Annotated in this window: 27 protein-coding genes and 2 tRNA genes; 19 read left to right on the top strand and 10 right to left on the bottom strand. The window is 60.8% G+C overall.

Annotation, left to right across the window (positions count from 1 at the left end; translation table 11 throughout):
* Positions 1–7: 7 nt before the first annotated feature.
* From ACJO2E_RS02635 to ACJO2E_RS02685, 11 genes are all read left to right on the top strand, one after another.
* Positions 8–451, top strand: a complete 444-nt coding sequence (locus ACJO2E_RS02635; protein WP_406961566.1) for a four helix bundle protein — start codon at positions 8–10, stop codon at positions 449–451.
* The gene (locus tag ACJO2E_RS02640) at positions 448–1,815 is read left to right on the top strand and encodes an RNA-directed DNA polymerase (protein WP_406961568.1); all 1,368 of its coding nucleotides are present in this window, start codon (positions 448–450) and stop codon (positions 1,813–1,815) included. Before ACJO2E_RS02635 ends, ACJO2E_RS02640 begins: the two co-directional genes overlap by 4 nt.
* On the top strand, positions 1,809–2,033 hold the full coding sequence (locus ACJO2E_RS02645; RefSeq protein WP_406961570.1) for a hypothetical protein: 225 nt from the start codon (positions 1,809–1,811) through the stop codon (positions 2,031–2,033). The genes ACJO2E_RS02640 and ACJO2E_RS02645 overlap by 7 nt, the downstream gene beginning before the upstream one ends.
* Positions 2,033–2,329, top strand: a complete 297-nt coding sequence (locus ACJO2E_RS02650) for a hypothetical protein (protein WP_406961571.1) — start codon at positions 2,033–2,035, stop codon at positions 2,327–2,329. Before ACJO2E_RS02645 ends, ACJO2E_RS02650 begins: the two co-directional genes overlap by 1 nt.
* Complete coding sequence (locus tag ACJO2E_RS02655) at positions 2,326–3,387, top strand: DHHA1 domain-containing protein (protein ID WP_406961573.1); 1,062 nt, start codon at positions 2,326–2,328, stop codon at positions 3,385–3,387. The genes ACJO2E_RS02650 and ACJO2E_RS02655 overlap by 4 nt, the downstream gene beginning before the upstream one ends.
* Before the next feature lie 2 nt (positions 3,388–3,389).
* Positions 3,390–3,719 carry a hypothetical protein gene (locus ACJO2E_RS02660; RefSeq protein ID WP_406961575.1) on the top strand — a complete coding sequence of 110 codons (330 nt, stop codon included), beginning with the start codon at positions 3,390–3,392 and terminating at the stop codon, positions 3,717–3,719.
* On the top strand, positions 3,716–4,759 hold the full coding sequence (locus tag ACJO2E_RS02665; protein WP_406961577.1) for a hypothetical protein: 1,044 nt from the start codon (positions 3,716–3,718) through the stop codon (positions 4,757–4,759). The genes ACJO2E_RS02660 and ACJO2E_RS02665 overlap by 4 nt, the downstream gene beginning before the upstream one ends.
* On the top strand, positions 4,759–5,085 hold the full coding sequence (locus tag ACJO2E_RS02670; protein WP_406961579.1) for a hypothetical protein: 327 nt from the start codon (positions 4,759–4,761) through the stop codon (positions 5,083–5,085). The genes ACJO2E_RS02665 and ACJO2E_RS02670 overlap by 1 nt, the downstream gene beginning before the upstream one ends.
* A complete protein-coding gene (locus ACJO2E_RS02675; RefSeq protein WP_406961581.1) occupies positions 5,082–5,534 on the top strand; it encodes a hypothetical protein in 453 nt (150 codons plus the stop codon). The genes ACJO2E_RS02670 and ACJO2E_RS02675 overlap by 4 nt, the downstream gene beginning before the upstream one ends.
* On the top strand, positions 5,527–5,694 hold the full coding sequence (locus tag ACJO2E_RS02680) for a hypothetical protein (RefSeq protein ID WP_406961583.1): 168 nt from the start codon (positions 5,527–5,529) through the stop codon (positions 5,692–5,694). Before ACJO2E_RS02675 ends, ACJO2E_RS02680 begins: the two co-directional genes overlap by 8 nt.
* A gap of 211 nt (positions 5,695–5,905) precedes the next feature.
* A complete protein-coding gene (locus ACJO2E_RS02685) occupies positions 5,906–7,021 on the top strand; it encodes a tyrosine-type recombinase/integrase (RefSeq protein ID WP_406961585.1) in 1,116 nt (371 codons plus the stop codon).
* A 21-nt stretch (positions 7,022–7,042) separates the two neighbouring features.
* Here ACJO2E_RS02685 and ACJO2E_RS02690 read toward each other — a convergent pair.
* Positions 7,043–7,119, bottom strand: a tRNA-Met gene (locus ACJO2E_RS02690).
* Between the two features lie 92 nt (positions 7,120–7,211).
* Positions 7,212–8,303: a redox-regulated ATPase YchF gene (gene ychF / locus ACJO2E_RS02695; RefSeq protein WP_406961587.1), complete on the bottom strand. Its 1,092-nt coding sequence runs from the start codon at positions 8,301–8,303 to the stop codon at positions 7,212–7,214.
* A gap of 480 nt (positions 8,304–8,783) precedes the next feature.
* On the opposite strand from ychF, the gene ACJO2E_RS02700 reads away from it, so the two are divergent.
* Positions 8,784–9,296, top strand: a complete 513-nt coding sequence (locus ACJO2E_RS02700) for a glycoside hydrolase family 19 protein (RefSeq protein ID WP_406961589.1) — start codon at positions 8,784–8,786, stop codon at positions 9,294–9,296.
* On the top strand, positions 9,286–10,095 hold the full coding sequence (locus ACJO2E_RS02705; RefSeq protein WP_406961591.1) for a hypothetical protein: 810 nt from the start codon (positions 9,286–9,288) through the stop codon (positions 10,093–10,095). The genes ACJO2E_RS02700 and ACJO2E_RS02705 overlap by 11 nt, the downstream gene beginning before the upstream one ends.
* A 35-nt stretch (positions 10,096–10,130) precedes the next feature.
* On the opposite strand, the gene pth is transcribed toward ACJO2E_RS02705, so the two are convergent.
* The 7 genes from pth to ACJO2E_RS02740 form a co-directional block, all read right to left on the bottom strand.
* Positions 10,131–10,721 (bottom strand): aminoacyl-tRNA hydrolase, encoded by a 591-nt coding sequence (pth, locus tag ACJO2E_RS02710; RefSeq protein WP_406961593.1) that lies wholly within the window; start codon positions 10,719–10,721, stop codon positions 10,131–10,133.
* Positions 10,722–10,745: 24 nt separating this feature from the next.
* A complete protein-coding gene (locus ACJO2E_RS02715) occupies positions 10,746–11,393 on the bottom strand; it encodes a 50S ribosomal protein L25/general stress protein Ctc (RefSeq protein ID WP_406961595.1) in 648 nt (215 codons plus the stop codon).
* Positions 11,394–11,562: 169 nt separating this feature from the next.
* Complete coding sequence (locus ACJO2E_RS02720) at positions 11,563–12,513, bottom strand: ribose-phosphate diphosphokinase (protein ID WP_328188953.1); 951 nt, start codon at positions 12,511–12,513, stop codon at positions 11,563–11,565.
* Between the two features lie 52 nt (positions 12,514–12,565).
* Positions 12,566–12,640, bottom strand: a tRNA-Gln gene (locus tag ACJO2E_RS02725).
* A gap of 22 nt (positions 12,641–12,662) precedes the next feature.
* The gene (gene ispE / locus ACJO2E_RS02730; protein WP_406961597.1) at positions 12,663–13,517 is read right to left on the bottom strand and encodes a 4-(cytidine 5'-diphospho)-2-C-methyl-D-erythritol kinase; all 855 of its coding nucleotides are present in this window, start codon (positions 13,515–13,517) and stop codon (positions 12,663–12,665) included.
* Positions 13,518–13,533: 16 nt separating this feature from the next.
* Positions 13,534–14,175, bottom strand: coding sequence for a lipoprotein insertase outer membrane protein LolB (gene lolB, locus ACJO2E_RS02735; RefSeq protein WP_406962367.1), 642 nt, complete (start codon positions 14,173–14,175; stop codon positions 13,534–13,536).
* A gap of 8 nt (positions 14,176–14,183) precedes the next feature.
* Entirely contained in the window at positions 14,184–15,929 is a 1,746-nt protein-coding gene (locus tag ACJO2E_RS02740) for a tetratricopeptide repeat protein (protein ID WP_406961599.1), read from the bottom strand.
* Between the two features lie 284 nt (positions 15,930–16,213).
* On the opposite strand from ACJO2E_RS02740, the gene hemA reads away from it, so the two are divergent.
* Genes hemA through ACJO2E_RS02760 form a run of 4 tightly spaced genes read left to right on the top strand, consistent with a single transcriptional unit; the run spans position 16,214 to position 20,175 of the window.
* Entirely contained in the window at positions 16,214–17,506 is a 1,293-nt protein-coding gene (gene hemA / locus ACJO2E_RS02745) for a glutamyl-tRNA reductase (RefSeq protein ID WP_406961601.1), read from the top strand.
* Positions 17,503–18,588 carry a peptide chain release factor 1 gene (gene prfA / locus ACJO2E_RS02750; RefSeq protein WP_406961603.1) on the top strand — a complete coding sequence of 362 codons (1,086 nt, stop codon included), beginning with the start codon at positions 17,503–17,505 and terminating at the stop codon, positions 18,586–18,588. The genes hemA and prfA overlap by 4 nt, the downstream gene beginning before the upstream one ends.
* Complete coding sequence (gene prmC / locus ACJO2E_RS02755; protein WP_406961605.1) at positions 18,581–19,417, top strand: peptide chain release factor N(5)-glutamine methyltransferase; 837 nt, start codon at positions 18,581–18,583, stop codon at positions 19,415–19,417. Before prfA ends, prmC begins: the two co-directional genes overlap by 8 nt.
* 14 nt (positions 19,418–19,431) lie before the next feature.
* On the top strand, positions 19,432–20,175 hold the full coding sequence (locus ACJO2E_RS02760; protein ID WP_406961607.1) for a HesA/MoeB/ThiF family protein: 744 nt from the start codon (positions 19,432–19,434) through the stop codon (positions 20,173–20,175).
* A 351-nt stretch (positions 20,176–20,526) separates the two neighbouring features.
* Here ACJO2E_RS02760 and phrB read toward each other — a convergent pair whose 3' ends face one another.
* A complete protein-coding gene (gene phrB / locus ACJO2E_RS02765; RefSeq protein ID WP_406961609.1) occupies positions 20,527–21,939 on the bottom strand; it encodes a deoxyribodipyrimidine photo-lyase in 1,413 nt (470 codons plus the stop codon).
* A 212-nt stretch (positions 21,940–22,151) separates the two neighbouring features.
* On the opposite strand from phrB, the gene ACJO2E_RS02770 reads away from it, so the two are divergent.
* Together ACJO2E_RS02770 and rimK are read left to right on the top strand one after the other, a co-directional pair.
* The gene (locus tag ACJO2E_RS02770; RefSeq protein ID WP_406961611.1) at positions 22,152–22,643 is read left to right on the top strand and encodes an ATP-dependent zinc protease family protein; all 492 of its coding nucleotides are present in this window, start codon (positions 22,152–22,154) and stop codon (positions 22,641–22,643) included.
* Positions 22,640–23,548: a 30S ribosomal protein S6--L-glutamate ligase gene (rimK, locus tag ACJO2E_RS02775; RefSeq protein ID WP_406961613.1), complete on the top strand. Its 909-nt coding sequence runs from the start codon at positions 22,640–22,642 to the stop codon at positions 23,546–23,548. Before ACJO2E_RS02770 ends, rimK begins: the two co-directional genes overlap by 4 nt.
* The last annotated feature ends 24 nt before the right edge of the window (positions 23,549–23,572 follow it).

Below are 23,572 nucleotides of genomic sequence, written 5' to 3' on the forward strand. Positions count from 1 at the left end.
TGATGCCATGACAAACGCCCGACTCCCCGACATAGCCCGTAAGGCCGAACGACTGCTGGTGGATATCGAAACAGCCGTCCGGACCTTCACTCGGTACCACAAGTACACCCTGGGCAGCGACCTTCGCACCCAGGCGATGACCGTGGTGCGCATGTGCCACCGGGCATGGCGGGACCGGGCACGTCAGGCACACTGGGTGGCAGAGCTGATATGGGCCATTGATGAACTCAAGCTGTCCCTGCAACTGGGCAGCCAGTTGAGGGCCTTCAAGAATTTTCGCCAGTTCGAGTCCCTGATCCGGGCCGCCGAGGAAGTCGGGCGGTGTGCCGGGGGCTGGAAGCGTCAGATGCACCACAAGAGCCAGAATCCGACGAACCAGGTTTCGCCGGAGCGTGCTCAGATACTGAGTGGCCGGGCCGCCTCCGGAACACACAAGGGGGCCAAGCCATGACGAATCCGTGCTACCAGAAAGGATGCCCGGACCAGTCGCAAGGGCCCGGCAAAACGTCTGCCCGCTGGGTGGTCAATTTCAACAACGGCAATGTCAACGACAACCACCGCAACAACAACGCCTGCGTGCGTGCGGTGCGTGCCGGTGAGTATCAGGGTGAGGGGCCGGTCACACTGAAGGCCCTGCACGACGCCTGGCAAGCGGCCAGAAAAGGCAAGAAGCCCAGCCAGAACCAGATGGCCTTCGACGGTCGCTGGATTGATGGCCTGCTGAACCTGCAACAACGGATTAACACCCACACCTGGAAGCCGGGGCCCAGCGCCTGCTTTGTCGCAGCCAGGCCCAAGGCCCGGGAGATCCACGCGCCGGACTTCGCAGACCGGGTTGTCCACCACTGGCTGGTACCACAGCTGGAGGCGATATGGGAGCCGGCCTTCATCCACGACAGCTACGCCAACCGCACCGGCAAGGGCAGCCACGCCGCCGTCCGCCGGCTGAAGCGGTTCGTTCGCCAGGTGGACAGTGGCCAGGGTGGCGGCTGGTACCTCCAGCTGGACATCCACAACTTCTTCAATTCCATCCACCGGCCCACCCTGTGGGCCATGCTCAAGAAACGGTTCGCACGCACCAGCGCCACACCGGAACTCATGCGGGCCACCCATGCCCTGCTTCGACGGCCACCCTTAAGCGCGGGTGTCGTTAACCACAGCCGGCCTGACGAGCGGGCCACGGTGCCACCCCACAAGCGCCTTGAGAATTCCGCCCCGGGCTGCGGCCTGCCGATCGGCAACCTCAGTTCCCAGTTTTTCGCCAACGTCTACCTGGACATGCTCGACCAGTTCGTGAAGCACACCCTCAAGGCAAAGCGGTACCTGCGCTATGTGGATGACTTTGTCCTGGTACACCCCGACCGCCACCAGCTGGCCGAATGGCAGGAAGAGATAGAGCAGTTCATTGCCAGCGAGCTCCGACTGAAGCTGAAACCGGACATCCGCCTTCGTCGCCTCGAGGACGGTATCGACTTCTTGGGCTACATCGTCCGCCCGAAATACACGCTGGTCCGCCGGCGGGTGCTCGCCCATGCCCGGGAGACCCTGGGTAACTGGGAACAGCAGCACGTGAAGCACGACCACATCCATGCCACCCCGGCAGAGCTCCGCAACATCCAGGCGACGGTGGCCAGCCTGAAGGGCCACCTGAAGCACGCCAATAACTGGCGATTACAGCAGGCCCTGATCAGGCGATACCCATGGCTGCCAGCAGTCACCACACGGCGACGGTTTCACCACCGCCTGGAGGGAAGGCGGCTGAAGTTGGCAATCCACGCAACCAATTACAGGCAGGGAGAGGTCACACCATGCTGACTTACGACGCAGAGAGAGCCACAAAACTCACCGGCACGTCCGCCAGCGATTGCGAGATATCGATCATGAACGGGGCAGAGACGCACCCGGTGGAAACGCTGGTAGAAGTGGCAAACGCCCTTCATCACCTGAACCTCAAGGGCTGGGAGAGAAAGTCTCACCGGCAGGCTTTGGTGAAGGCGGGACGGAAAGCGCTGAAGAAGCTGGAGAGTATGTGATGGCCATGACCGATGCAGAGCGCAAACGCCGGCAGCGGGAGCGGCAGAAGGGGAGGGGCCTTCAGACCAGCCCCTTCACCATGGACCTGACCAGGGTAGAGCGGGAAAACATCAACGAGGCAGCGGACGCCCGCGGCTTCGAGGACCGGACCGAGTACCTGCTGAATCTGGTTTACATCGACCGTGACAAGTCACGGAAAGAAAACGTATGCAGCTACCCGAAATGCAAATGCCCGTTCGATAAGGGCCCGGACAACAAGTGCCTGCGAGGCATGCCGAACCCGGAGGATCTATGAGCAAATTGACGACACCAACCTTGTGCATTTACCACGGCAATTGTGCCGACGGATTTGGTGCAGCATTCGCAGTCTGGCTCCGGTACGGGCACAACGTCCAGTACGTGGCAGGGAATTACGGCCAGACCCCGCCGGACTGCACCGGTCATGACGTGCTGCTGGTGGACTTCTCTTACAAGCTCCCTGAGCTGGAGCTGATCCTGGAACAGGCCAAGTCGGTCACCATCCTGGACCACCACAAGACAGCGGAAGCCGATATCCAACCCCTGCTGGATAGTGGTCGGGTCATGGGCGAGTTCGATATGAATCGGTCAGGTGCCGCCCTGGCATGGGACTGGTGTTACCCGGACGAAGACCGGCCCCGCCTGATCGAGCACATTCAGGACCGTGACCTCTGGCGTTTCTACATGGTTGGCACCCGAGAGATCGGCTCCGTCCTGTTCTCCTACGAACAGGAGTTCGGTATCTGGCTGCGAATCATGAACGACCTCGAGGACGACGAGGTCCGCCAGCAGGTCATCCAGGTAGGCGAGGCCCTGCAGCGTAAGCATATGAAGGACGTCCGGGAAATGGTGCGCCTGACCAGCCGGCGCATGCTGATCTGTGGGTACTCGGTACCGGTGGCCAACGTGCCGTACATCTTCGCGTCTGACGCCGGCAACCTGATGGCCCAGGGCAATCCTTTCGCGGCCACCTATGTGGACACCGAGTCCGGACGGAAATTCAGCCTGCGTTCGAAGGAAGACGGCATCGATGTCAGCGAGATCGCCAAACGCTTTGGTGGTGGTGGCCATGCCCGCGCTGCTGGCTTCCAGGCGCCCATTGGCTGGGAAGGCTGTGCCGGCGACGAGGCCAACCATAAAGAACTCCTTACTGGTTCGGACCATGTTGTTGAGGCCAACAAGATGGTCGCCGGAGAAGTGACGGTTATGGGGCACATCAGGGATGAAGAAGGCGAAGAGTACCGCAATGCTCTGTTGGTTCAGTTCCCAACCATGGACGAGTGCAAAGAGGCTATCGAGTCCGGTCGCTGCACGTTCACGATTTTCGGGAGCTGATCATGAACCAGATCGAACTGATAGAGCGGCCCAGGCCGCCAGCACCGGCCAATCCGCCAGCAGGGCACTACCGGGACCGGTACGGAATCCGGGAGCTTATGCAGCCCATCCTGCCCAAGGCAGTGGGCGCAATCATGGAAGCCCTGAAGCGCGGGCCAATGGGACGGCGAGAGCTCCACCTTATGTCCTGCCCGTACCTGAATTCGCACACCCTGGGAAAGCACCTGGACATGCTGAGCCAACAGGGGTTCGTGATCGTGACACACAACTTCAACCGCCAGCTGTGGGAAGAGCCCGTGGTTTATTCGCTGGCAGGGAGTGATAACCGATGAGTAACGATATTGAGCGGGAAGCGTTTGAGGCTGAAATGGGCCGGATTTTCAAGCTTGATGATGAGACGCTACGGAAGCTTCCAAGTCAGCGCGTTATGGACGAGAAAGGGACAGAGGTATACGAGGGGTGGGAAGACGAAGAAGCAGCCAGAACCTTCTCTGTCGCGTGGCAAGTGTGGAAAGCAGCCCGTGCCCAGCCGTCTGGCGGTATCCCGGAGGGCAGCAAATACGCCTGCCAGAACTGCGAAACGGAATGGGAGAACCCTGCCAATCCTGGTCAGGTATGTGACGCATGTCTGGAGGCCCGCACCCATAGCGAAGGGGAGGCGGAGCCGTTCGGATACATCAGTCGGACCGGGTTCGATAGCTTGCGGTCAGGCGAAGATGAATATGCCCCATGTTTCCGGGCTGACCTGTGCGGGGAATGGATAAACCGGGTTCCCCTCTACACCCACCCCAGCGCCGGGGCAGTGCCGGATTTTGACGCTGTAGTGAGTCCGGCAATCCTGAAATGGGCAAAAGGTGACAATGAACTACTCGTCCGTCGCATATGGGACGAGGTCAGGCGCGCCCTGCTCACCGCCGCACCTACCGCCCATGTGGAGGGTGGCGGGGTGCCGGAGGAGAAGACAGCGGAGCGAGTTGTGAGGGCTTTCTGGCGTCGGATATACCCATACCGCAACAACTACGGAAAGGAGCTGCCGGATGATTGCCCGGTGGAGTTCGTGGCCAACATGGCAACCGCTCTTTGCGCTTTGACCGTTACCCACAACGGCGAACAGGGCGGGGAGTGGTTTGACGCCTCCGGAACCTCCGGCAACCTGCCCGAGATCGGTCAACCTGTCATGGGTTATCACCCGGCCTGGGTAGACGAAGACTTCTGCAAAGACGGAATTCGGGAGTGCTTCCTGTTCGGGGATGGCTCCGAATGGCAAAGCGCCCGTTGGGATGGGTATAGCGATCAGTGGATTGTTGAGGACGGGGCTCCCGCCCTGTGGCATCCACACCCCAACCCACCAACCGAGCGGGAGGGGGAGTGATGCTTAACGCTTATAGCTTCCACGATGGCGAACCGTTCGACGGCGCAGTCCTGGTATTCGCTCCCAGCTTCCGAGAAGCCAAGAAGATCGCGTACCCGGCTGTCCGCTCGTGGACCGACTGCGACTTTATCGATGTTACTGGCCACCGAATCTGGAATGACGCCTGGCTGAAGGCCAACGCTGCCGATCAAAACAAGTTGGCTGCTGATGAACCGCATGTCATCGACAACCCGCCAACCTGCAACGGTTGCGAGCTTTGGCACGACGAACTGGACGCCTCCGGCTATTGCGAGAGCTGCGCCGAGGAACGGGAGGAAGTGGCGTGAGTTTACCCTATGAAAACGCCACCAGCGGTGACAAGGCCCTGGGTGAGATCCAGAAGATACTGCGCGGGTTTGGCTGTCAGAAGTTCGGCAGCATGGTGGACGACGAGGAGCAGAGCCTGACAGTTCAGTTCCAGCATCGCGGGAAGATGGTCAGCGTGAAGGCCAGCTTCGCCGGGTACGCCGCCGCCTGGCTGAAAGAGCACCCCTACAGCAACCGGATGAGGAAGACCAGGCAGGAGCATGAGCGCCAGGCTTACGACAAGGCCAGCGTGGCGGTGTACTCCATTCTCAGGGACTGGATTAAAGGCCAAGTCATGGCCATCGAAACCGGCATTCTGTCATTTGAAGGAGCATTCCTCGGGCAGATCCTATTGCCCGATGGCCAGACCGTTCTGGACTATGCCGAGCGGCAGGACCTGCTACCTGGGCCTGGAGGTGATCATGACTGAAACACCTGAAACCATCTACCTGATCCCGGGTGAGTGCGACGGGGAACCCTGCATGGTCTGGTGCGACGACCCGGCACCGTCACCGGATCACGACCCCGATGAGGCCGTGAAATACATCCGGGCGGATGTGGCCGCCCAGGAGAGCGCAGAGTGGAAGTAACGATCCAGCCACGAATCCTTCGCGCCGGCCAGGCACCGGCGTACTGCGGAATGGGCAGGGATGTGTTCAACCGGGAAATCCGGCCTTACGTCAGGACGATAGAGATTGGTGACCAGGGCATCGGGTTCGACCGGCTTGAACTGGACGCCGCCCTGGACGAGTATATCTCTCGGCGAGGGCGTGCTCCGGCCCAACAATGGAGCAATGCAACATGCAAAAAAGCGGGAACGGTCTCCGCCTTCGCGGTGGAGTCTGGCACATCGAGAAACGACTTAACGGACGGAGGATTCGAGAAAGCACTGGATCGGCTGACCGGGTAGAAGCTGAGCAGTACCTGGTCAGACGCCTCGAGGAGATTCGGCAGGCATCGGTCTACGGCGTCAGGCCAAATCGGATCTGGCGGGCAGCAGCTCTGCGGTATGTTCGTGAGCACTCCCACAAGCGCAGTATCAAGCGGGATGTCCAGGACCTGAAAGCCCTGGATCCGTACATCGGGAAGCTACCGCTGAACCAGATCCATTCCGGTACCCTGCAGTCATTCATCCAGGGCAGGAAGGAGGCCGGGGTGAAATCTGGAACGGTGAACCGGTCTCTGGCCGTGGCCAGGCGTATCCTGAGGTTGTGCGCGGAGCTGTGGCGGGATGAGTACGGGATGACGTGGCTGGAGACGGCCCCGATGATCCCGGACGTGGACTGGCATGACTCACGGGCGCCGGCGCCAATCACCTGGGCGGAGCAGGGAAGGCTGTTCCAGGAACTGCCGGAACACCTCAAGGACCTGGCCGAGTTCTCAGTGCACACCGGTTGTCGCGAGAGCGAAGTCTGTGCCCTGAAGTGGGAGTGGGAGGTATCCCTGCCGGACAACGGCTTCGGGTTCATCCTGCCCGCCAGCGTGACGAAGAACGCCTGTGACCGGCTGGTGGTCCTGAACACAACAGCGAGAGCCGTGGTAAACCGCCAGCGAGGGAAGCACGAACACCAGGTGTTCACGTTCCAGGGACGCGAGGTGTTGTCGATCTACAACAACGCGTGGAGGAAGGGCCGGAAGAAAGCAGGCCTCACCCATGTGCGCGGGCACGATCTTCGGCACACGTTCGGCAGGAGGCTGAGGTCAGCCGGCGTCAACGAGGAAACCCGGGCGGAACTGCTCGGGCATAAACGGGGATCGGTCACCACCCACTACTCAGCCGCGGAGGTGGCGGAGCTGGTGAATGCGGTGGAGCTGATCGCTGAAAAACGAGGACCGGATTCCGACGGCGTTGCCGTGGTGAAATTCCGGCATGGGCACAAAATGCCCACAGCAGAAAAAAGAAAGGCCGCTGAGTAAGCGGCCAAACGTTGAGAATACTGGTAGCAAGGGGCGGAGTCGAACCGCCGACCCCAGCATTATGAGTGCTGTGCTCTAACCAACTGAGCTACCTTGCCATTTCGGTTGGGAATACGTCCCAAACGAGGCGCGTATTTTCAGTATTTGCGCCTGTTCTGTCAAGGCTTCCGGGGTAGTTTTTTCCCGGAAGTTACACGTTAAAACGGAAGTGGATGACGTCGCCGTCCTGGACGATGTATTCCTTGCCTTCCAGTCGCCATTTGCCAGCGTCCTTGGCGCCCAGTTCGCCGTTGTACTGGACGTAGTCGTCGTAGCTGACGATTTCCGCGCGGATGAAGCCCCGCTCGAAGTCGGTGTGGATCACGCCGGCGGCCTGGGGGGCGGTGGCGCCGATGCGTACGGTCCAGGCGCGGACTTCCTTTTCACCGGCGGTGAAGTAGGTCTGCAGTCCCAGCAGCTTGTAGCCGGCACGGATCACGCGGTCCAGGCCCGGCTCTTCCATGCCCATTTCATCCAGGAACATGGCCTTCTCGTCGTCTTCCAGTTCGGCGATCTCGGCCTCGATCTTGTTGCAGATGGGCACGACCACCGCGTTCTCTTCGGCGGCAATCGCCATCACCTGGTCCAGGTGCGGGTTGTTCTCGAAGCCGTCTTCGCTGACGTTGGCGATGTACATGGTGGGCTTGACGGTGAGCAGGCACAGCTCGCGGATCAGGGCCATCTGGTCGTTGTCCAGGTTCATGCCGCGCACCGGCTTGCCTTCGTTCAGTACCGGCAGCAACTGCTCGAACATCTCAAGCTGGGCCTTGGCGGTTTTGTCGCCGCTCTTGGCGACGCGCTGGACCCGCTTGATGGCTTTCTCGACGGTGTCCAGGTCGGCCAGGGCGAGTTCGGTATTGATGATCTCGATGTCGGACGCCGGGTCGATCTTGTTGGCCACGTGGATGACGTTTTCGTCCTCGAAGCAGCGCACCACGTGGGCGATGGCGTCGGTCTGGCGGATGTTGGCCAGGAACTGGTTACCCAGGCCCTCACCCTTGGAGGCGCCTTCCACCAGGCCGGCAATGTCCACGAACTCCATGGTGGTGGGGATCACCTTCTGGGGCTTTACGATCTCCGCCAGCTTGTTCAGGCGCGGGTCCGGCATGGGCACCACACCGGCGTTGGGCTCGATGGTGCAGAACGGGAAGTTCTCGGCGCCGATTTCCGCCTTGGTCAGTGCGTTGAAGAGTGTCGATTTGCCGACGTTGGGCAGGCCGACAATGCCGCAATTGAATCCCATGGAATGCCTCTGGTGGAACGAAAATGTGTGCGCGGATTATACCGGGGAGCGTTAGCAGGTGCGAGGGCCAGACTACACATGGCGCCTTGTGATCTGGGGTGGGTTGCGGTTGTGAGTAGAACGTACGATGGGGCAGTGTAGCGAAACCAAACAAATTGTGCCGAGTGCCCGCCGCTGTTATCTTTCTTCACCAGAACTTGCGGTTTGCTCCCAGGTTAAGCGGTATAAATTTAGTGTCGGGGAATCAGGAGTTTTCCCCTTTCTCACAAAAGGACTACGAACATGAGTTCTCAAGGAACGAGAAAAATCGAGTTGTCACATCTGCGACAAATTTGGCCTGCCTCGTCTGTTAGCGACAAAACCCTCAAAAAGGTTGCACAAGAATGCACCGTATCCATGGTGCTATGTAAGATCGATACAGAGTTTTGAGCGGCTCATTTCTTCGCCCAAGTTCGCAAAGAAACTGGGGGTAATTTCCGTTTGGAAGAGAGCCTTTACTATAGCCCATCTGCGCTGAAGGCCACTTTTGGCTATTACATGAAGCATCCTCAGGAAGCCGACCAACACGGATACGACAGGAATCTAGGCAAGAAAGCAGATGAACAGGCAATTGCCAACAGGGCTTATGCCAATCGAATAGGGAATGGTCCAGTTGCTTCTGGTGACGGTTGGAAATATCGGGGGCGAGGTATGATTCAACTGACTGGCCGTTCCAATTACCTCCAGGCTCAGGCTACCCATAATAGGTTATGGCAGACTCCGGTCGACTTCGTTTCAAATCCAGATTTTCTGTTTCAGCCGAAGTATGCAGTAAGAACCGCTCTCATATTCTGGCTTGATCATCAGCTTTATTCTTATGCAGATAATGGGATTTCTCGAGCCGTGTCAGATTCTATTACCGCCGTGATCAATAAGAACACCAATACCTACAGGGAGCGGCATAATCTGCTGGAGAGAATGATCCTTACAGGAGTTTTCAAAGGTGTTTTCTGATCGTGTGAAGGTGATGCTCTTTAGTCTTTTTCTTTCAGTCGCTTCCGCTCAAGCCTTGGGGGCCAGCTTGGTTGCTCGGTTAGAACTTGTCGAGGCGGATCAGTACCGGTTGACTGTACTGGATCGAGCCAGCCTGGAAGTCGGTTCCTACGTTCTGTCATTCGGCGATAAGGCTTTCTTGTATTCAGAGCAGTCTGAACGTCTTGAATGTCGAAATGAAACGTTCGATGTTTTTCGCGTTCATGGATTTCAGGGTGAGACCGACAACTATCATCGCCGAGAGCACTTTCTGGTATTCGGGGTGGAGGGCGAGCTAAGGGCGTATCTGGCGATTCCTGACTCTGTGGTTAATGAATCCGGTTTCTTGACTGAAGGGGGGCAGGTTCGACCAGCGATTTGTCCAAAGATCGTCTTCTCCAGTGAATACAGATGGCCGAACCCCGAAAAGGAATCCCCTGATGCTCCAGGGGGAGCGGGTTTGTTGAGGATAGAGGGGCACGAATATCTGTTGTACTTTTCGGGGCTCTCCAGTCCGAAAATCCCGGTGCAGGCTGATGGTGGGGCCGAGTTGAAGTTGATGGATTCCCGCAGATTCGAGTGTGGTGGCAGGCGTTTGGTGGCGGTGCCGGTGATGTTCAACCTTCCAGCACAGGGTGGTACGCACTTTTATCGTTACTTTATCTTCCATGATAAAGGCAGGGCCCTCCAGGCAGAAGGAATGATGACGGCGTCGGATACCGTTGCGTGTGCGGAGATATGTGCCAGGATCGATGCTCTGGATCCTGTGGAGGCATTATGAGTGGTTCTGGTGGAGGGTGATGGCTCACCGAGTCGCTATTCAGCAGGCCTGAAGCTGTGCAGCCGGTTCATGGCGGCGGGAAGTTTGCCGTTGGCGGCATCCGGCAGCACACGGATGATCTCATCAATGACGGCGTTCAGCTCCTCGGTTTCCCGCTTGCCCAGGCGGCCCAGTACGTAACCGGTGACCTGGCGGCTGTCGCCGGGGTGGCCGATGCCGATGCGCAGTCGCTGGAAGCTGTTGGTGCCCAGGTGGGCGATGGTGTCCCGCAGACCGTTGTGGCCGCCATGGCCGCCGCCTTTCTTGAGTTTGGCGGTGCCGGGGGGCAGGTCCAGTTCGTCGTGGGCGACGAGGATCTGTTCCGGGGCGATCTTGAAGAAATCCGCCAGGGCCTTGATGGACAGGCCGCTGCGATTCATGAAAGTAGAGGGATTTAACAGGTGCAGGTCCAGGCCCTGCCAGTGGATGCGGGCGTAAAGCCCGTGGTACTTCCTTTCGGGGCGGAGCGTCTGGCCCGCTTCACGGGCCAGCGCTTCGACGAACAGGGCGCCGGCGTTATGGCGGGTATTCTCGTAGTCGGCCCCGGGATTACCGAGACCCACAACCATGACGATATCCTGTGCCATAGACGCCAACTCCCCGGACAGGGATTACTCCTTGTCTTCGCCGGCTTCCTCGCCGCCTTCTTCGTCTTCGTCGTCAACCTTGGCGCCACGGGGCAGGTGTACGGACGCAACCGCCTGGTCGTAATCTTCACCGTGCTGCAGGGCAGCGGAGCGAACGCCTTTCGGCATCTTCAGATCACTCAGGTGGATGGTCTGATCCAGTTCCAGGTCCATCACGTCGATTTCGATGAACTCGGGCAGGTCCTGGGGCAGACAGATCACTTCCACTTCGTTCAGCTGGTGGGAGATGATACCGCCCTGCAGCTTGACGACCGGAGCCTTGTCTTCGTTCAGGAAGTGCAGCGGTACGTTGACGTGGATCTCGTGGTCCTTGTCGACGCGCTGGAAGTCAGCGTGGGTCAGGATCGGCTTGTACGGGTGGCGCTGCAGATCCTTCAGGATGACGCTTTCTTTCTTGCCCTGAAGATCGATGGTCAGGATGTGGGAGAAGAAGGCCTCGTTTTCCAGGTCTTTCTTCAGTTCGTTGTGCCAGATGGCGATGGGCGTAGCTTCCTTGTTGCCACCGTAGATGATGGCAGGAATTTTACGCTCCTCGCGACGCAGGCGGCGGCTCGCACCTTTCCCCTGGTCATCGCGAGGAAATGCTTCGATCACGAAATCCTTCTTGGACATGGTCATTACCTCGTTCGATCATCCGCCGGGCCCGCGACCAGGCTTGCGACGGTGATGTCAGTGAAGCCGGATTTGTTCCGGCGCTTAAAGCAGAACTGGAGCCCCGTCAGACAGGGCTCCAGTTCCGGATACGTCAGATGTTCTCTGTTCGTCTGGCGTTACGACTGGCTCAGACGTTCTCGAACATGGCGCTGATGGATTCTTCGTTGCTGACGCGACGAATGGACTCTGCCAGCAGGCCTGCCATTCCGAGGGGGCGGATTCTATCACAATTCTTCGCCTTGTCACCCAGCGGGATGGTGTCACAAACCACTAGTTCGTCCAGTTGCGACGCATTGATGTTGTCAATGGCCGGGCCGGACAGCACCGGGTGGGTGATATAGGCGACCACCCGCGAGGCGCCGTGCTCCTTGAGGGCATTGGCGGCCTTGCACAGGGTGCCGGCGGTATCGACGATGTCATCCACCAGGATGCAGGTCTTGTCTTTCACATCACCGATGATGTGCATGACCTGGGACACATTGGCCTTGGGGCGACGTTTGTCGATGATGGCCAGGTCGGCATCGTCCAGGCGCTTGGCCACGGCGCGGGCGCGAACCACGCCACCCACGTCCGGCGATACCACGATAAAGTTGTCGAAGCGCTGCTTCTCGATGTCCTCGAGCATGACCGGGGTGGCGTAGATGTTGTCCACCGGGATGTCGAAGAAGCCCTGGATCTGGTCGGCGTGCAGGTCAACGGTCAGTACCCGGTCCACACCGATAGAGGAAATCATATCCGCCACGACCTTCGCGCTGATCGCCACCCGCGTGGAGCGTACCCGGCGATCCTGGCGTGCATACCCGTAATAGGGGATAACCGCGGTGATGCGCGTGGCGGAAGCGCGGCGCAGGGCGTCGGCCATCACGATCAGTTCCATCAGGTTATCGTTGGTGGGGTAGCAGGTGGGCTGGATGATGAAGACGTCGTGGCCGCGGACGTTCTCGTTGATCTCGACGGTGGTCTCACCGTCACTGAAGCGGCCTACGTTAGCCTGTCCCATGGGAATATGAAGTTTCTGGGCAATCGCCTTGGCCAGATCAGGATTGGCGTTGCCGGCGAAAATCATCAACTTGGACACGGCGGTATCCTTCTGTAACTCAGCGTTGGATTCAGAGGACGAGGAAGAAAGGTGGCTGGGGTGGCAGGATTCGAACCTGCGCATGACGGGATCAAAACCCGTTGCCTTACCACTTGGCGACACCCCAGTATCGTGCTGCTCTTTCGGCATCATGTCAGCTCTGTCAGCTTTTTGTGAAGAGGTGAAAGGTTCACCCCTCTAGCTACGAACCCCGTGATGCCGGTAGGTCTTTCAGCCCAAACAGTCCGGGCTTCAGCTTCTGTTGGGAAACGTCCAAAGACGCAAGCCCCGGTTCCGGTTAATCTTGCGGGTCCGAATGTGCTCAGCCAGTCCAGGCTAATTTTTACCTCTGGATACAGTTGCTTAACTACATCCTCACAATCGTTTCGGTACCCCGAGGCGTCTCCCTCAAAAGCGGGCGCTATTGTGATTCGAGGGGTATTTCTTGTCAACCCTGGATTCGAAAAAATTTCCCCGGTGCTGATCTCAACGTCCGGTTTTAATACAACAAACCAGTCTTCCGGTGGTGAGGCGGGGGTGAGCTTCTCTCCCACGCCTTCACCGAGCGCCGCCTTCCCACGGACGAACACCGGCACATCGGCTCCCAGGGTCAGGCCCAGATCCGCCAGCCGGTCTTCCGGCCATCCGGTCTGCCACAGGTGGTTCAGGCCGACCAGGGTGGTGGCTGCATTGGAGCTGCCGCCGCCCAGGCCACCCCCCATGGGCAATTGCTTGTCCAGTGTGATGTCCGCACCAAGGGTGGTGCCTGACACTTCCTGCAGGCGCTCAGCGGCGCGGACGATCAGGTTCTGGTCCCGGGGGACTCCGTCGATGTCCGGTTGCAGATTGATGGCACCGTCGTCCCGCAGCTTGAAGGTGAGGGTGTCGCCGAACTCCAGGAACTGGAACAGGGTCTGCAACTCATGATAGCCGTCGTCCCGGCGACCGGTGATGTGCAGGAACAGGTTGAGCTTGGCCGGCGAGGGCAGGGTGATGTCGTTCATTCGGTGGTCTGCTTCTTTACTGGCCATCACGGTCGGTCTGCCAGGATGACACCACCAGGCGTACCAGTTTCTCGCCCTTGCGGGCGGTCAGGCGGGCCGGCAATGCCGGTTGGCTGTCGACGAAGTCACGCCAGCGTTCGTAGCGAATGGTCCAGCCCAGTTGCTCAAGCTGGGCCAGATCGCCCTGGGGGTCGAACGCCAGCCGGAAGTCACCCTCCGGTGACGGCAGGCCCCGTACCCACCACACCAGGGCGTCGATGGGCAGTTCCCAGCCGGTAGCGGCGTAGATCAGGCCCTGGGGGTCGCTGGAGGAATAGGTTTCGCCATCGGGCAGTTCCATCCGGATGAACCCCGGCGAGCCTTCCAGCCGGGTGCTGCCCATGCCCAGGAAGCTGGAGGACAGGGACAGTTCATAGTGCTCATGGTCCTGTACCCACTGGTTGATCACGGCGGAGGCGCTGTCCTCCGGCTGGCGGACGGCGAGCTTGCCCGTCAGTTGCCACTGGCTGAAGTTCTGCAGGCTGGCCTGTCGCTGGGCCCAGTCCGCCGGTGGCTGTTCGGTAAGGCCTGCCGGCAGGGGTTCCTGGCGAACGGTGGCGCAGGCACCCAGGCCCAGGGCCAGTGCCAGTATGAGGAAGGGCTTCCAGCAGGTGGTCATGGGAGTGGTCACAGGTCGTCAATGTCCAGTCGGTCGAGGGTTTCCAGGAGCAGTTCATGGTCCGGATCGTCGTCCAGGGCCCGTTCCCAGATCACGCGGGCCTGGGCCTTCTGGTCGGTTTGCCAGAGTACTTCGCCATAGTGGGCGGCAATTTCCGGGTCGGGGTAGATCTCGTAGGCCCTGCGGAGGTACTCCAGTGCCCCCTCGGTATCCCCCTGGCGAAAGAGTACCCAGCCCATACTGTCCAGGATGGCGGGATTCTGCGGTTCCAGGGCGAGGGCTTTTTCTATATGGGAGCGGGCCTCGGACAGGCGTTCGGTGTGGACTGTCAGCACATAGCCCAGGGCATTCAGGGCGGTGGAGTTGTCCGGCGCCAGTTCCACCATGGTGTTGAGGTCGGCCAGGGCCTGGTCGATGTTATCCAGCTTTTCATGACTCATGGAGCGGGCATACAGCAGGCTCTGGTTTTCGGGGTAGGCGGCCAGGGCCTCGTTGGCGGCTTCCACAGCCATGTCGTGCCGGTCCAGTGACTGTAACAGGTTAACTTCCGCCAGCCAGAGATTGGCGGCGTCATCGGGGTTGGCTTCCCGCACCGAGCGGATCTGTTCCAGGGCGGCATCCAGGTCGCCGTCCCGGGCCCTCAGTTCCGCTGCCCGGGAGAGGGCCGGATAATAGTGGGAGCCTTCCGTCACCTGTTCATACAGGGTGATGGCTTTGTCGTTGTCACCTTCCTGCTCGGCTACCTGCCCCAGGTAATAGTAGGCCTGGCTGCTGTACTGACGGCTGCGGGTCAGGCGTTCAAGCTGTTCCCGCGCCAGGTCAAGCTCGCCGTTCTCAATGGCTACCAGGGCCCAGGACAGGCGCAGGCCGGGTTCGTCGGGGAAGCGTTCCGCCAGGCGGGCGAACTCATCCTGGGCGGCGCGCAGCTCGTCTTCGTTCACCAGTATCCGGGCGTACAGGGTGCCAAGCTGGCGGTTGTCCGGGTAACGCCGGGAACTCGTTTGCAGGTGTTGCAGTGCCTCGCTGGTACGGCCCAGGTCGTAGAGCACTTCGCCCTGCAATACCAGGGCGGGCTGGAACTCGGGGTCCTGTTCCAGCAGCGGTGCCAGGGTGTCCAGGGCCGCCTGCGGTGAGCCGGTGAGGTCCTGGAGCAGGGCGTTGCTGTAGCGGATTTCCTCGTTGTCCGGATGGCGCTCCTGCAATTCGTCGAACAGTCGCAGCAGCTCCTGTTGTTGGTCCGCCGGTAGCCGTGGCGCCATGGCAGCCAGGCTGTCAAAGTTGGCATCGCCACCCAGGTTGAGGATCTGCTCCAGTTCGGTGAGGGTGGCCTCCATGTCGCCATCCCGCAGGGACTGGATAGCAGCGGCGCGGCGGGCGTCCTGGCTGTAGGGGGCGGCTTCGATCCAGGTGTTGGTCAGGGTGCGTGTTGCCTCCTGGCTGTTCAGGGACTCGGCAATCAGCAGCGCCCGGCGGATAACACCGGTGTCCCCGGTCTGGCGCGCCGCTTCCACATAGTTGGCCAGGGTGACGTCGTACTGGCCCCGCTGGGCGGCGATCTCGCCAGTCAGCAGCAGGTAGAGTTCCTCAGGCCGGAAGGAGCGTTCGGCGACGGGTTCCTCTGCGACCGGTTCCACTTCGGTGACGGTTTCCTGCGGTTCGGCGGGCTCTGCCGGGGCTGGCGCTTCCCGGTCCATGCTGGCACAACCGGTGAAGGCGAGAAGGCTGATGGCGAGATACAGGGCTTTTCTTGGCATTGGGCTTCCTGACGTCTTGGGCATGGACACGCTACCTGTGCCGCTGATTGGAGAACCTGGGAGTCTGCGCGGCAGAAATCGCGCGGACTCCCAGGGGGTTCTCCCGGCCTATGATGGCATAAGCCGTTGTTGTGCCCAAGTCACCGGAGTCGCACCCGGGTAACGGGATAAGGGGATATACCGTCAGCACTGGGTGGCAGTAGCCCGGTTGCGCCGGTAAAATACGGTTATTCATGAGTCTGCGTCGGCACACTCGTTCCGGCTACGGAGTTTCCGCGTTCACTATGGCATTGATCACACTGGGCATTAACCATCGCACGGCGCCGCTGGAGATCCGCGAGCGGGTCGCCTTTACGCCCGAGCGCATGCCGGATGCGTTCCGTGAACTGCAACTGGCCACCGGTGCCAGCGAGGCGGCCATCCTGTCCACCTGCAATCGCACCGAGCTGTACCTGGCCGGTGACGACGACTGCGGCCCGGCGGTATTGCGGTGGCTGGCCGGTTTCCACCAGGTGGCGGCGTCAGATCTGGAGAACTCCATCTATGTCCACCGGGACAGTGATGCCGTACGTCATGTCATGCGCGTGGCGGCGGGGCTGGATTCCATGGTACTGGGTGAACCCCAGATCCTCGGGCAGTTGAAGGATGCCTATGCCCTGGCCCGGGAGCATGGCGCCAGCGGCTCGTTCCTGTCCCGGCTGTTCGAGCATACCTTTTCGGTGGCCAAGCGGGTGCGCACGGAAACCGCCATTGGCGAGAACCCGGTGTCGGTGGCCTATGCCGCTGTCAGCATGGCCCACCACATCTTCTCCGACCTGTCCCGCAACCGGGCGCTGCTGATCGGCGCCGGCAAGACCATCGAACTGGTGGCCCGGCACTTGTCGGATGCAGGTGTGAAAGATTTCATCGTGGCCAACCGTACGGTGGAGCGGGCCCAGGCCCTGGCGGAGGCCCATGGGGGCCACGGCATTGTGCTGTCGGAGATTCCGGACCACCTGCAGGATGTGGATATCATCATTTCCTCCACCGCAAGCCCGCTGCCCATCCTGGGCAAGGGGGCCGTGGAGCGAACCCTGAAGAAGCGCAAGCACCGCCCCTACTTCATGGTGGATATCGCCGTGCCCCGGGATATCGAACCGGAGGTGGCCAGTCTGGCGGATGTCTACCTGTACACGGTGGACGACCTGCGCCACGTGATCGAGGAGAATCTGCGTTCCCGGGAAGGTGCCGCGAAGGAGGCCGAGAACCTGATCATCTCCGGTACCCAGGACTTCCTCAGTCAGATCCGGGCGCTGGATGCGGTCTCCACCCTTAAACAGTACCGCCAGCGGGCCGAAGACCTGCGGGACCAGGAAGTGGCCAAGGCCGTGAAGGCCCTGAACAACGGCAACGATCCGGAAACCGTCCTCCGTGGCCTCGCCCGGGGCCTCACCAACAAGTTACTGCATGAACCTTCGGTCCAGGTGCGCAAGGCATCCGCCGAAGGGCGTCCCGAGGTGGCCGAGTGGCTGCGTGAACTGCACCAACTGGAAGCCGTGGATCCACGGGACGCCCCCATTACACTGGAAAAACTATGAAAGCATCCATTCAGGCCCGCCTCGAACAGTTGGTTGACCGCTTCGAGGAGGTCAGCGCGTTGCTGAGCGATCAGGGCGTGATTGCCGACCAGAAACAGTTCCGGGAATTGTCCAAGGAATTCGCCGAAATCGAACCCGTCGTCCATTGCTTCCAGGCCTGGCGTCGTACCCTGGACGACCTGGCCACCGCCGAGGAGCTTGCCCGCGAAGGGGATGCGGACATGCGGGAGATGGCGGAAGAGGAAATCGACACCGCCCGCGCCAGGCGCGACGAGCTGGACGAGGAACTGCAGCGCCTGATGCTGCCCAAAGACCCGGACGACGGCAAGAACGTGTTCCTGGAAATCCGCGCCGGTACCGGCGGTGATGAAGCAGCCCTGTTCGCCGGCGACCTGTTCCGCATGTACAGCCGCTACGCCGAAACCCGCAAATGGCAGGTGGAAGTGATCAGCGCCAGTGAGGGAGAACACGGCGGCTACAAGGAAATCATCAGCCGGGTGACCGGTGATGGCGTATACGGCGCGCTGAAGTTCGAGTCCGGCGCCCACCGGGTGCAGCGGGTGCCGGAAACCGAATCCCAGGGCCGCATCCATACCTCCGCCTGTACCGTGGCGGTAATGCCGGAAGCGGACGAGGCCGAGGCCATCGAGATCAACAAGAACGATCTGCGGGTGGACACCTTCCGGGCGTCCGGTGCCGGTGGCCAGCACGTCAACAAGACGGATTCGGCGATCCGTATTACCCATATTCCCACCGGCATCGTGGTGGAGTGTCAGGAAGAGCGTTCCCAGCACAAGAACCGGTCCAAGGCCATGAGCTTCCTGCAGTCCCGCCTGAAGAACATCGAGGCGGAAAAACAGGCCCAGACCCAGGCCGCCACCCGCAAGAGCCTGGTGGGCAGCGGCGACCGTTCCGAACGCATCCGCACCTATAACTTTCCGCAGGGGCGGGTGACGGACCACCGGATTAACCTGACCCTGTATAAGCTGGACGAGGTGATTGCCGGCGACCTGGCCCCGGTGCTGGGCCCCCTGCAACAGGAACACCAGGCCGACCTGCTGGCCAGCCTGTCGGATGAGTGAGCAGCCACTGACCTGCGGACAGGCGCTGGCCGGGGCGGTCGACCGTATTGGCGGCGAGTCACCCCGGCTGGATGCGGAGTTGCTGCTGGCGGAGGTCACGGGCTGGAACCGCAGCCGCTTCCGGGCCTTTCCAGAGGCGCAACTGACCCCCGACCAACAGGCGGGCTTCTGGCAACGGGTTGAACGGCGGGCGTCCGGCGAGCCGGTGGCCCATATCCTCGGCCACCAGGATTTCTGGACGCTTACCCTGGAAGTTACCCCTGATACCCTGATTCCCCGACCGGATACCGAGTGCCTGGTGGAAGCGGCCCTGTCACTGCCCCTGCCGGAGAAGGTGCGGATGGTGGATCTGGGCACCGGCACCGGCGCCATCGCCCTGGCGCTGAAGAGCGAGAAGCCAGACTGGCTGGTGCTGGCAACCGACTGCGTACCAGAAGCCGTGGCCCTGGCCAGACGCAATGCCGAGCGCTGTGGACTACCGGTGTCTGTCATCCAGAGTCACTGGTTCGAGGGTCTGGGGCATCAACCTTTCGACCTGATCATTTCCAATCCCCCTTATATAGAGGAAGGCGATCACCATCTGCACGAGGGCGATGTCCGTTTCGAGCCGGCTTCCGCCCTCACGTCCGGCCCCGACGGCCTGGATGCGATCCGTCACCTGGTGGCGGAAAGTCAGCACTGGCTTACCCCGGGTGGCTGGCTGGTACTGGAACATGGTTACAATCAGGGCGAAGCGGTCCGCGATCTGTTCCGGCAGGTCGGACACTCCGGGATCGAAACGCGGCGGGATTATGGTGGCAATGACCGGTTGACCCTCGGTCGTCGATAGACGGGAGCACTTTCATGCTGAACGATGACGAACTCCTCCGATACAGCCGACAACTGCTACTTCCCCGCTTCGACGTGGAGGGCCAGCTTGCGCTGAAACAGGCCAAGGTCCTGGTGGTGGGCTGCGGTGGCCTGGGATGTCCGGTTGCCCTCTACCTGGGTGCCGCCGGCGTGGGCAACCTGGTGCTGGCGGATGACGACCGGGTGGAGCTGGCCAACCTCCAGCGCCAGGTGGCATTCGACCAGTCCGCGATCGACCGGCACAAGGCGGAGGCCCTGGCGGACCGGGTTCGGGCCATCAATCCGGAGATTTCGGTAACGGCCCACATTGGGCGGCTGGAGGGTGATGCCCTGGCAGCCAGAGTGGCGGATGTGGATCTGGTGCTGGACTGCACGGACAATTTCAATACCCGCTTTGCCCTGAACCGGGCTTGCGTGGCCGCCAGGGTCCCGCTGGTGTCCGGGGCCGCCATCCGGGGCGAGGGTCAGGTGTCGGTCTACGACTCGCGGGATGAAGTGAGCCCCTGCTATCACTGCCTTTACCCGGAGCAGGGCAATGAGGACCTGACCTGTTCGGAGGCGGGGGTAATCGGTCCGCTAGTGGGCATGATCGGCGCCACCCAGGCCATGGAGGCCATCAAGGTGTTATCGGGGAAGGGGCGGCCCCTTGTGGGTCGGTTGCTGATTCTGGATGCCTGGCAGATGGAGTGGCGGGAGATGAAGCTGGCCCGGGATCCTGGGTGTCCAGTTTGTTCTTGAGTCTTTTAGCTTTCTAATTCGCGGCAGCAGCGAATAGCACCCAAGATATCAGCCTGTGAGGTGAGGACCTTTTCCGGGACCTTCAAAAACAGGGACGTTTTTGAAGAGCCTCCATGGATGGATTCACGGCGTGTCCCGGAAAAGGTCATCGCCTTGCAGGCCTGGCATGGAGTTCCAGTCTTGCAGGACTGGCAGCTAGGGGGCAGGGCACGCGGGGCGATATCTTTTTCCGGGACACGCCCGGCAAGTACGTCCATGTAGGGCTCGACGAACGCCGTCCCTGGCGTTCGACGGTCCCGGAAAAAGCTCTCACCCCACGCGCTTCGGGCTGAGGTGCTATTCGCTGGCGGGTTATTCGGCTTTCTTTATAGATTGAAACCGCGCAATAGCCTCCTTCCGACTCTCTTTCAGATCCACGATGGGTCTGGGGTAACCCTTCGGAATCACGCCACCTGAGCCGGGGTTGTGAATCCGTTTTGCATCGAGATCCTTCAACTCCGGCACCCAACGCCGGATAAAGTCCCCCGTCGGATCAAACCGCTCGCTCTGGGTGACCGGATTGAACACCCGGAAATAGGGCGCCGCATCCGTGCCGGTGGACGCACTCCACTGCCAGCCGCCATTGTTGGACGCCAGGAACCCATCCACCAGATTCTGCATGAACCAGGCCTCACCCTGGCGCCAGTCGATAAACAGATTCTTGGTCAGGAACATCGCCGTCACCATCCGCAAGCGATTGTGCATCCAGCCGGTTTCCCGCAACTGGCGCATGGCTGCATCCACCAGGGGAATACCGGTGCGGCCTTCCTTCCAGGCCTCGAAATGCTCGCCGGTGGGGTTCCAGTGCAATGCCTCCGTCTCCGGCTTGAACGCCTTGTGCATGCTGACCCGGGGGTAGTGGTACAGGATGTGGATATAGAAGTCCCTCCAGGCAATCTCATTCACCCAGGTACTGAACCCCTCCTGATTGCCGCCTTGCCCCTGGGCTTGCCGGGCGGCCAGCAGGCACTGGCGACCGGAGAGAGTGCCGACTGCAAGATAGGGGGACAGTTTGCTGGTGCCGTCGACGGCGGGAAAGTCCCGCTCGGCCTTATAGTCTCCGCAACGCTCATCCAGAAACTGGTCGAGCTGGTCATGGGCCGACTGCTCGTCCGGTTTGGCCAGGGCCGGCGGGGGAGTGCCAAAGCCCAGGTCCTGGGCCGTGGCGGTGTAGGGTGACCACTCCACCGAGGCGCCAACCGGTTTCGGAACAGGGAGTATGGTCGGAGACGTTTCCTCCACCCACTGGCGCCAGCGGCGGGAGAACGGTGTGAACACCGAATAGGGCTCGTCCTGGCCGGTGCGGATGCTTCCAACTGGGGCGACTGTCTGGTCACGGTACTTGCAGACGTCAATGTCCGATTTCCGGAGGACATCCCGCACGGACCGGTCCCGGCGGCGCTCGTTGATGCCGTACTCTTCATTGAAACGCAGTTGGCGGATGCCATGCTGGTGGCAGTGGTCCTCCAGGGCCCGGACGCTGGCGGCGAAATCGTCGCACTTGATGACCTCCAGCGGAATGCCGAGCCCGGCCAGTTGCCGGCCGACGTCACCCAGCAGGCCCAGCAACAGTTGCACCTTCGCAGGCGACCAGTCGTGCTGTCGCCATTGACCTGGAGTTACGATAAACAGGGCCCGTACCGGCTCATCTCGCTGGCACGCGGCAGTCAGAGCGGGGTTGTCGGCGAGTCGCAGATCATTGCGGAACCAGACCAGTTGGGTCATGAGGCAGTCCTGAGATGGTGTTGGAGAATGAGATCGGCTCTCCTATATTCGCCGCATTGCCGCAGCTGGATTATAGTGAATGTAGATTGTTGATTCATTGATGGTTCTTCGTCGGCAATTATGCGTATTGAGTGCATACCCATTGCCGCTTCTAATGCGCCTGTCCGACGGGTAGGCCTGAGCTGGCTATCACCAACAGGGAGCAAAACACGATGCCCGGAAATACACCGTCCAAACAACGCCCCGGGGAAGGTGTCAGCAAACGGGTTCCCCTGGGCTGGCGCGAATGGCTGGCCCTGCCCGAACTGGATATTTCCCGGATCAAGGCAAAAGTGGACACCGGCGCCCGCACCTCCTGCCTGCACACCTTCCGCACCGAACCCTACACAGTGGACGGGCAGCGGCGGGTGAAGTTCTGGGTACACCCCGAGCAGCATAACCTGCACAAGGTGGTGGAGTGCGATGCCGCCGTGATCGACGAGCGGCCGGTGACCGACTCCGGTGGCCACAAGGAGCTGCGCATGGTCATCGAGACCCGGGTACAGGTGGGCGAACTGAGCTGGCCTATTGAAATGACCCTGACCAATCGTGACACCATGCGTTTTCGTATGCTGCTGGGACGCACGGCCATGGCCGGCCGTTGCACCGTCATGCCTGAAGCCTCTTACCTGGCCGGAGATCCGGTACTAAGGAATGATGAATGAAGATAGCGATTCTCTCCCGCAACCGGCACCTGTACTCCACACGTCGCCTGGTGGAAGAGGGCATCAACCGTGGCCACGAGGTGCGTGTTATTGATGCGCTGCACTGCTCCATGAACATCACCTCGGCCAAGCCACAGATCCACTATCACGAAGAAGTTCTGGAGGACTTTGACGTCGTCATCCCGCGAATCGGCGCGTCGGTCACCTTCTACGGCACGGCGGTACTGCGCCAGTTCGAGATGATGGGCGTTTTCCCGGTAAATGAGTCTGTCGCGATTTCCCGCTCCCGGGACAAGCTTCGCTCCCTGCAGTTGCTGGCCCGTAAAGGTGTGGGCATGCCCGTGACCGGCTTCGCCAATAAACCGGACAACGTACCGGAACTGCTCAAAATGGTGGGCGGTGCCCCAGTGGTGATCAAGCTGCTGCAGGGCACCCAGGGCATCGGCGTGGTGCTGGCGGAAACCCGCAAGGCGGCGGAAAGTGTCATTGAGGCCTTCATGGGCCTGAAGGCGGACATCCTGGTGCAGGAGTTCATAAAGGAGGCTGGCGGGGCGGACATCCGCTGCTTCGTGATCGGCGACAAGGTGATCGCCGCCATGAAACGCCAGGGCGCTGAGGGCGAATTCCGCTCCAACCTGCACCGGGGCGGCACCGCCTCGCTGGTACGGATCACCCCGGAAGAACGACGCACCGCCATCATGGCCGCCAAATCCATGGGTCTGAACGTGGCCGGCGTCGACCTGCTGCGCTCCTCCCGTGGCCCGCTGGTGATGGAGGTGAACTCCTCCCCGGGCCTGGAAGGCATCGAGAATGCCACCGGCAAGAACGTGGCAGGTATGATCATCAACTGGACCGAACGCAACCAGAAGCCCTGGAAAACCGGCACCAAAGGGGGCAGGGGATAACGCCCGCTGGCTGACAGTCCCCAA

Source organism: Marinobacter shunpengi (genome assembly GCF_045449695.1).
Classification (GTDB): Bacteria; Pseudomonadota; Gammaproteobacteria; order Pseudomonadales; family Oleiphilaceae; genus Marinobacter.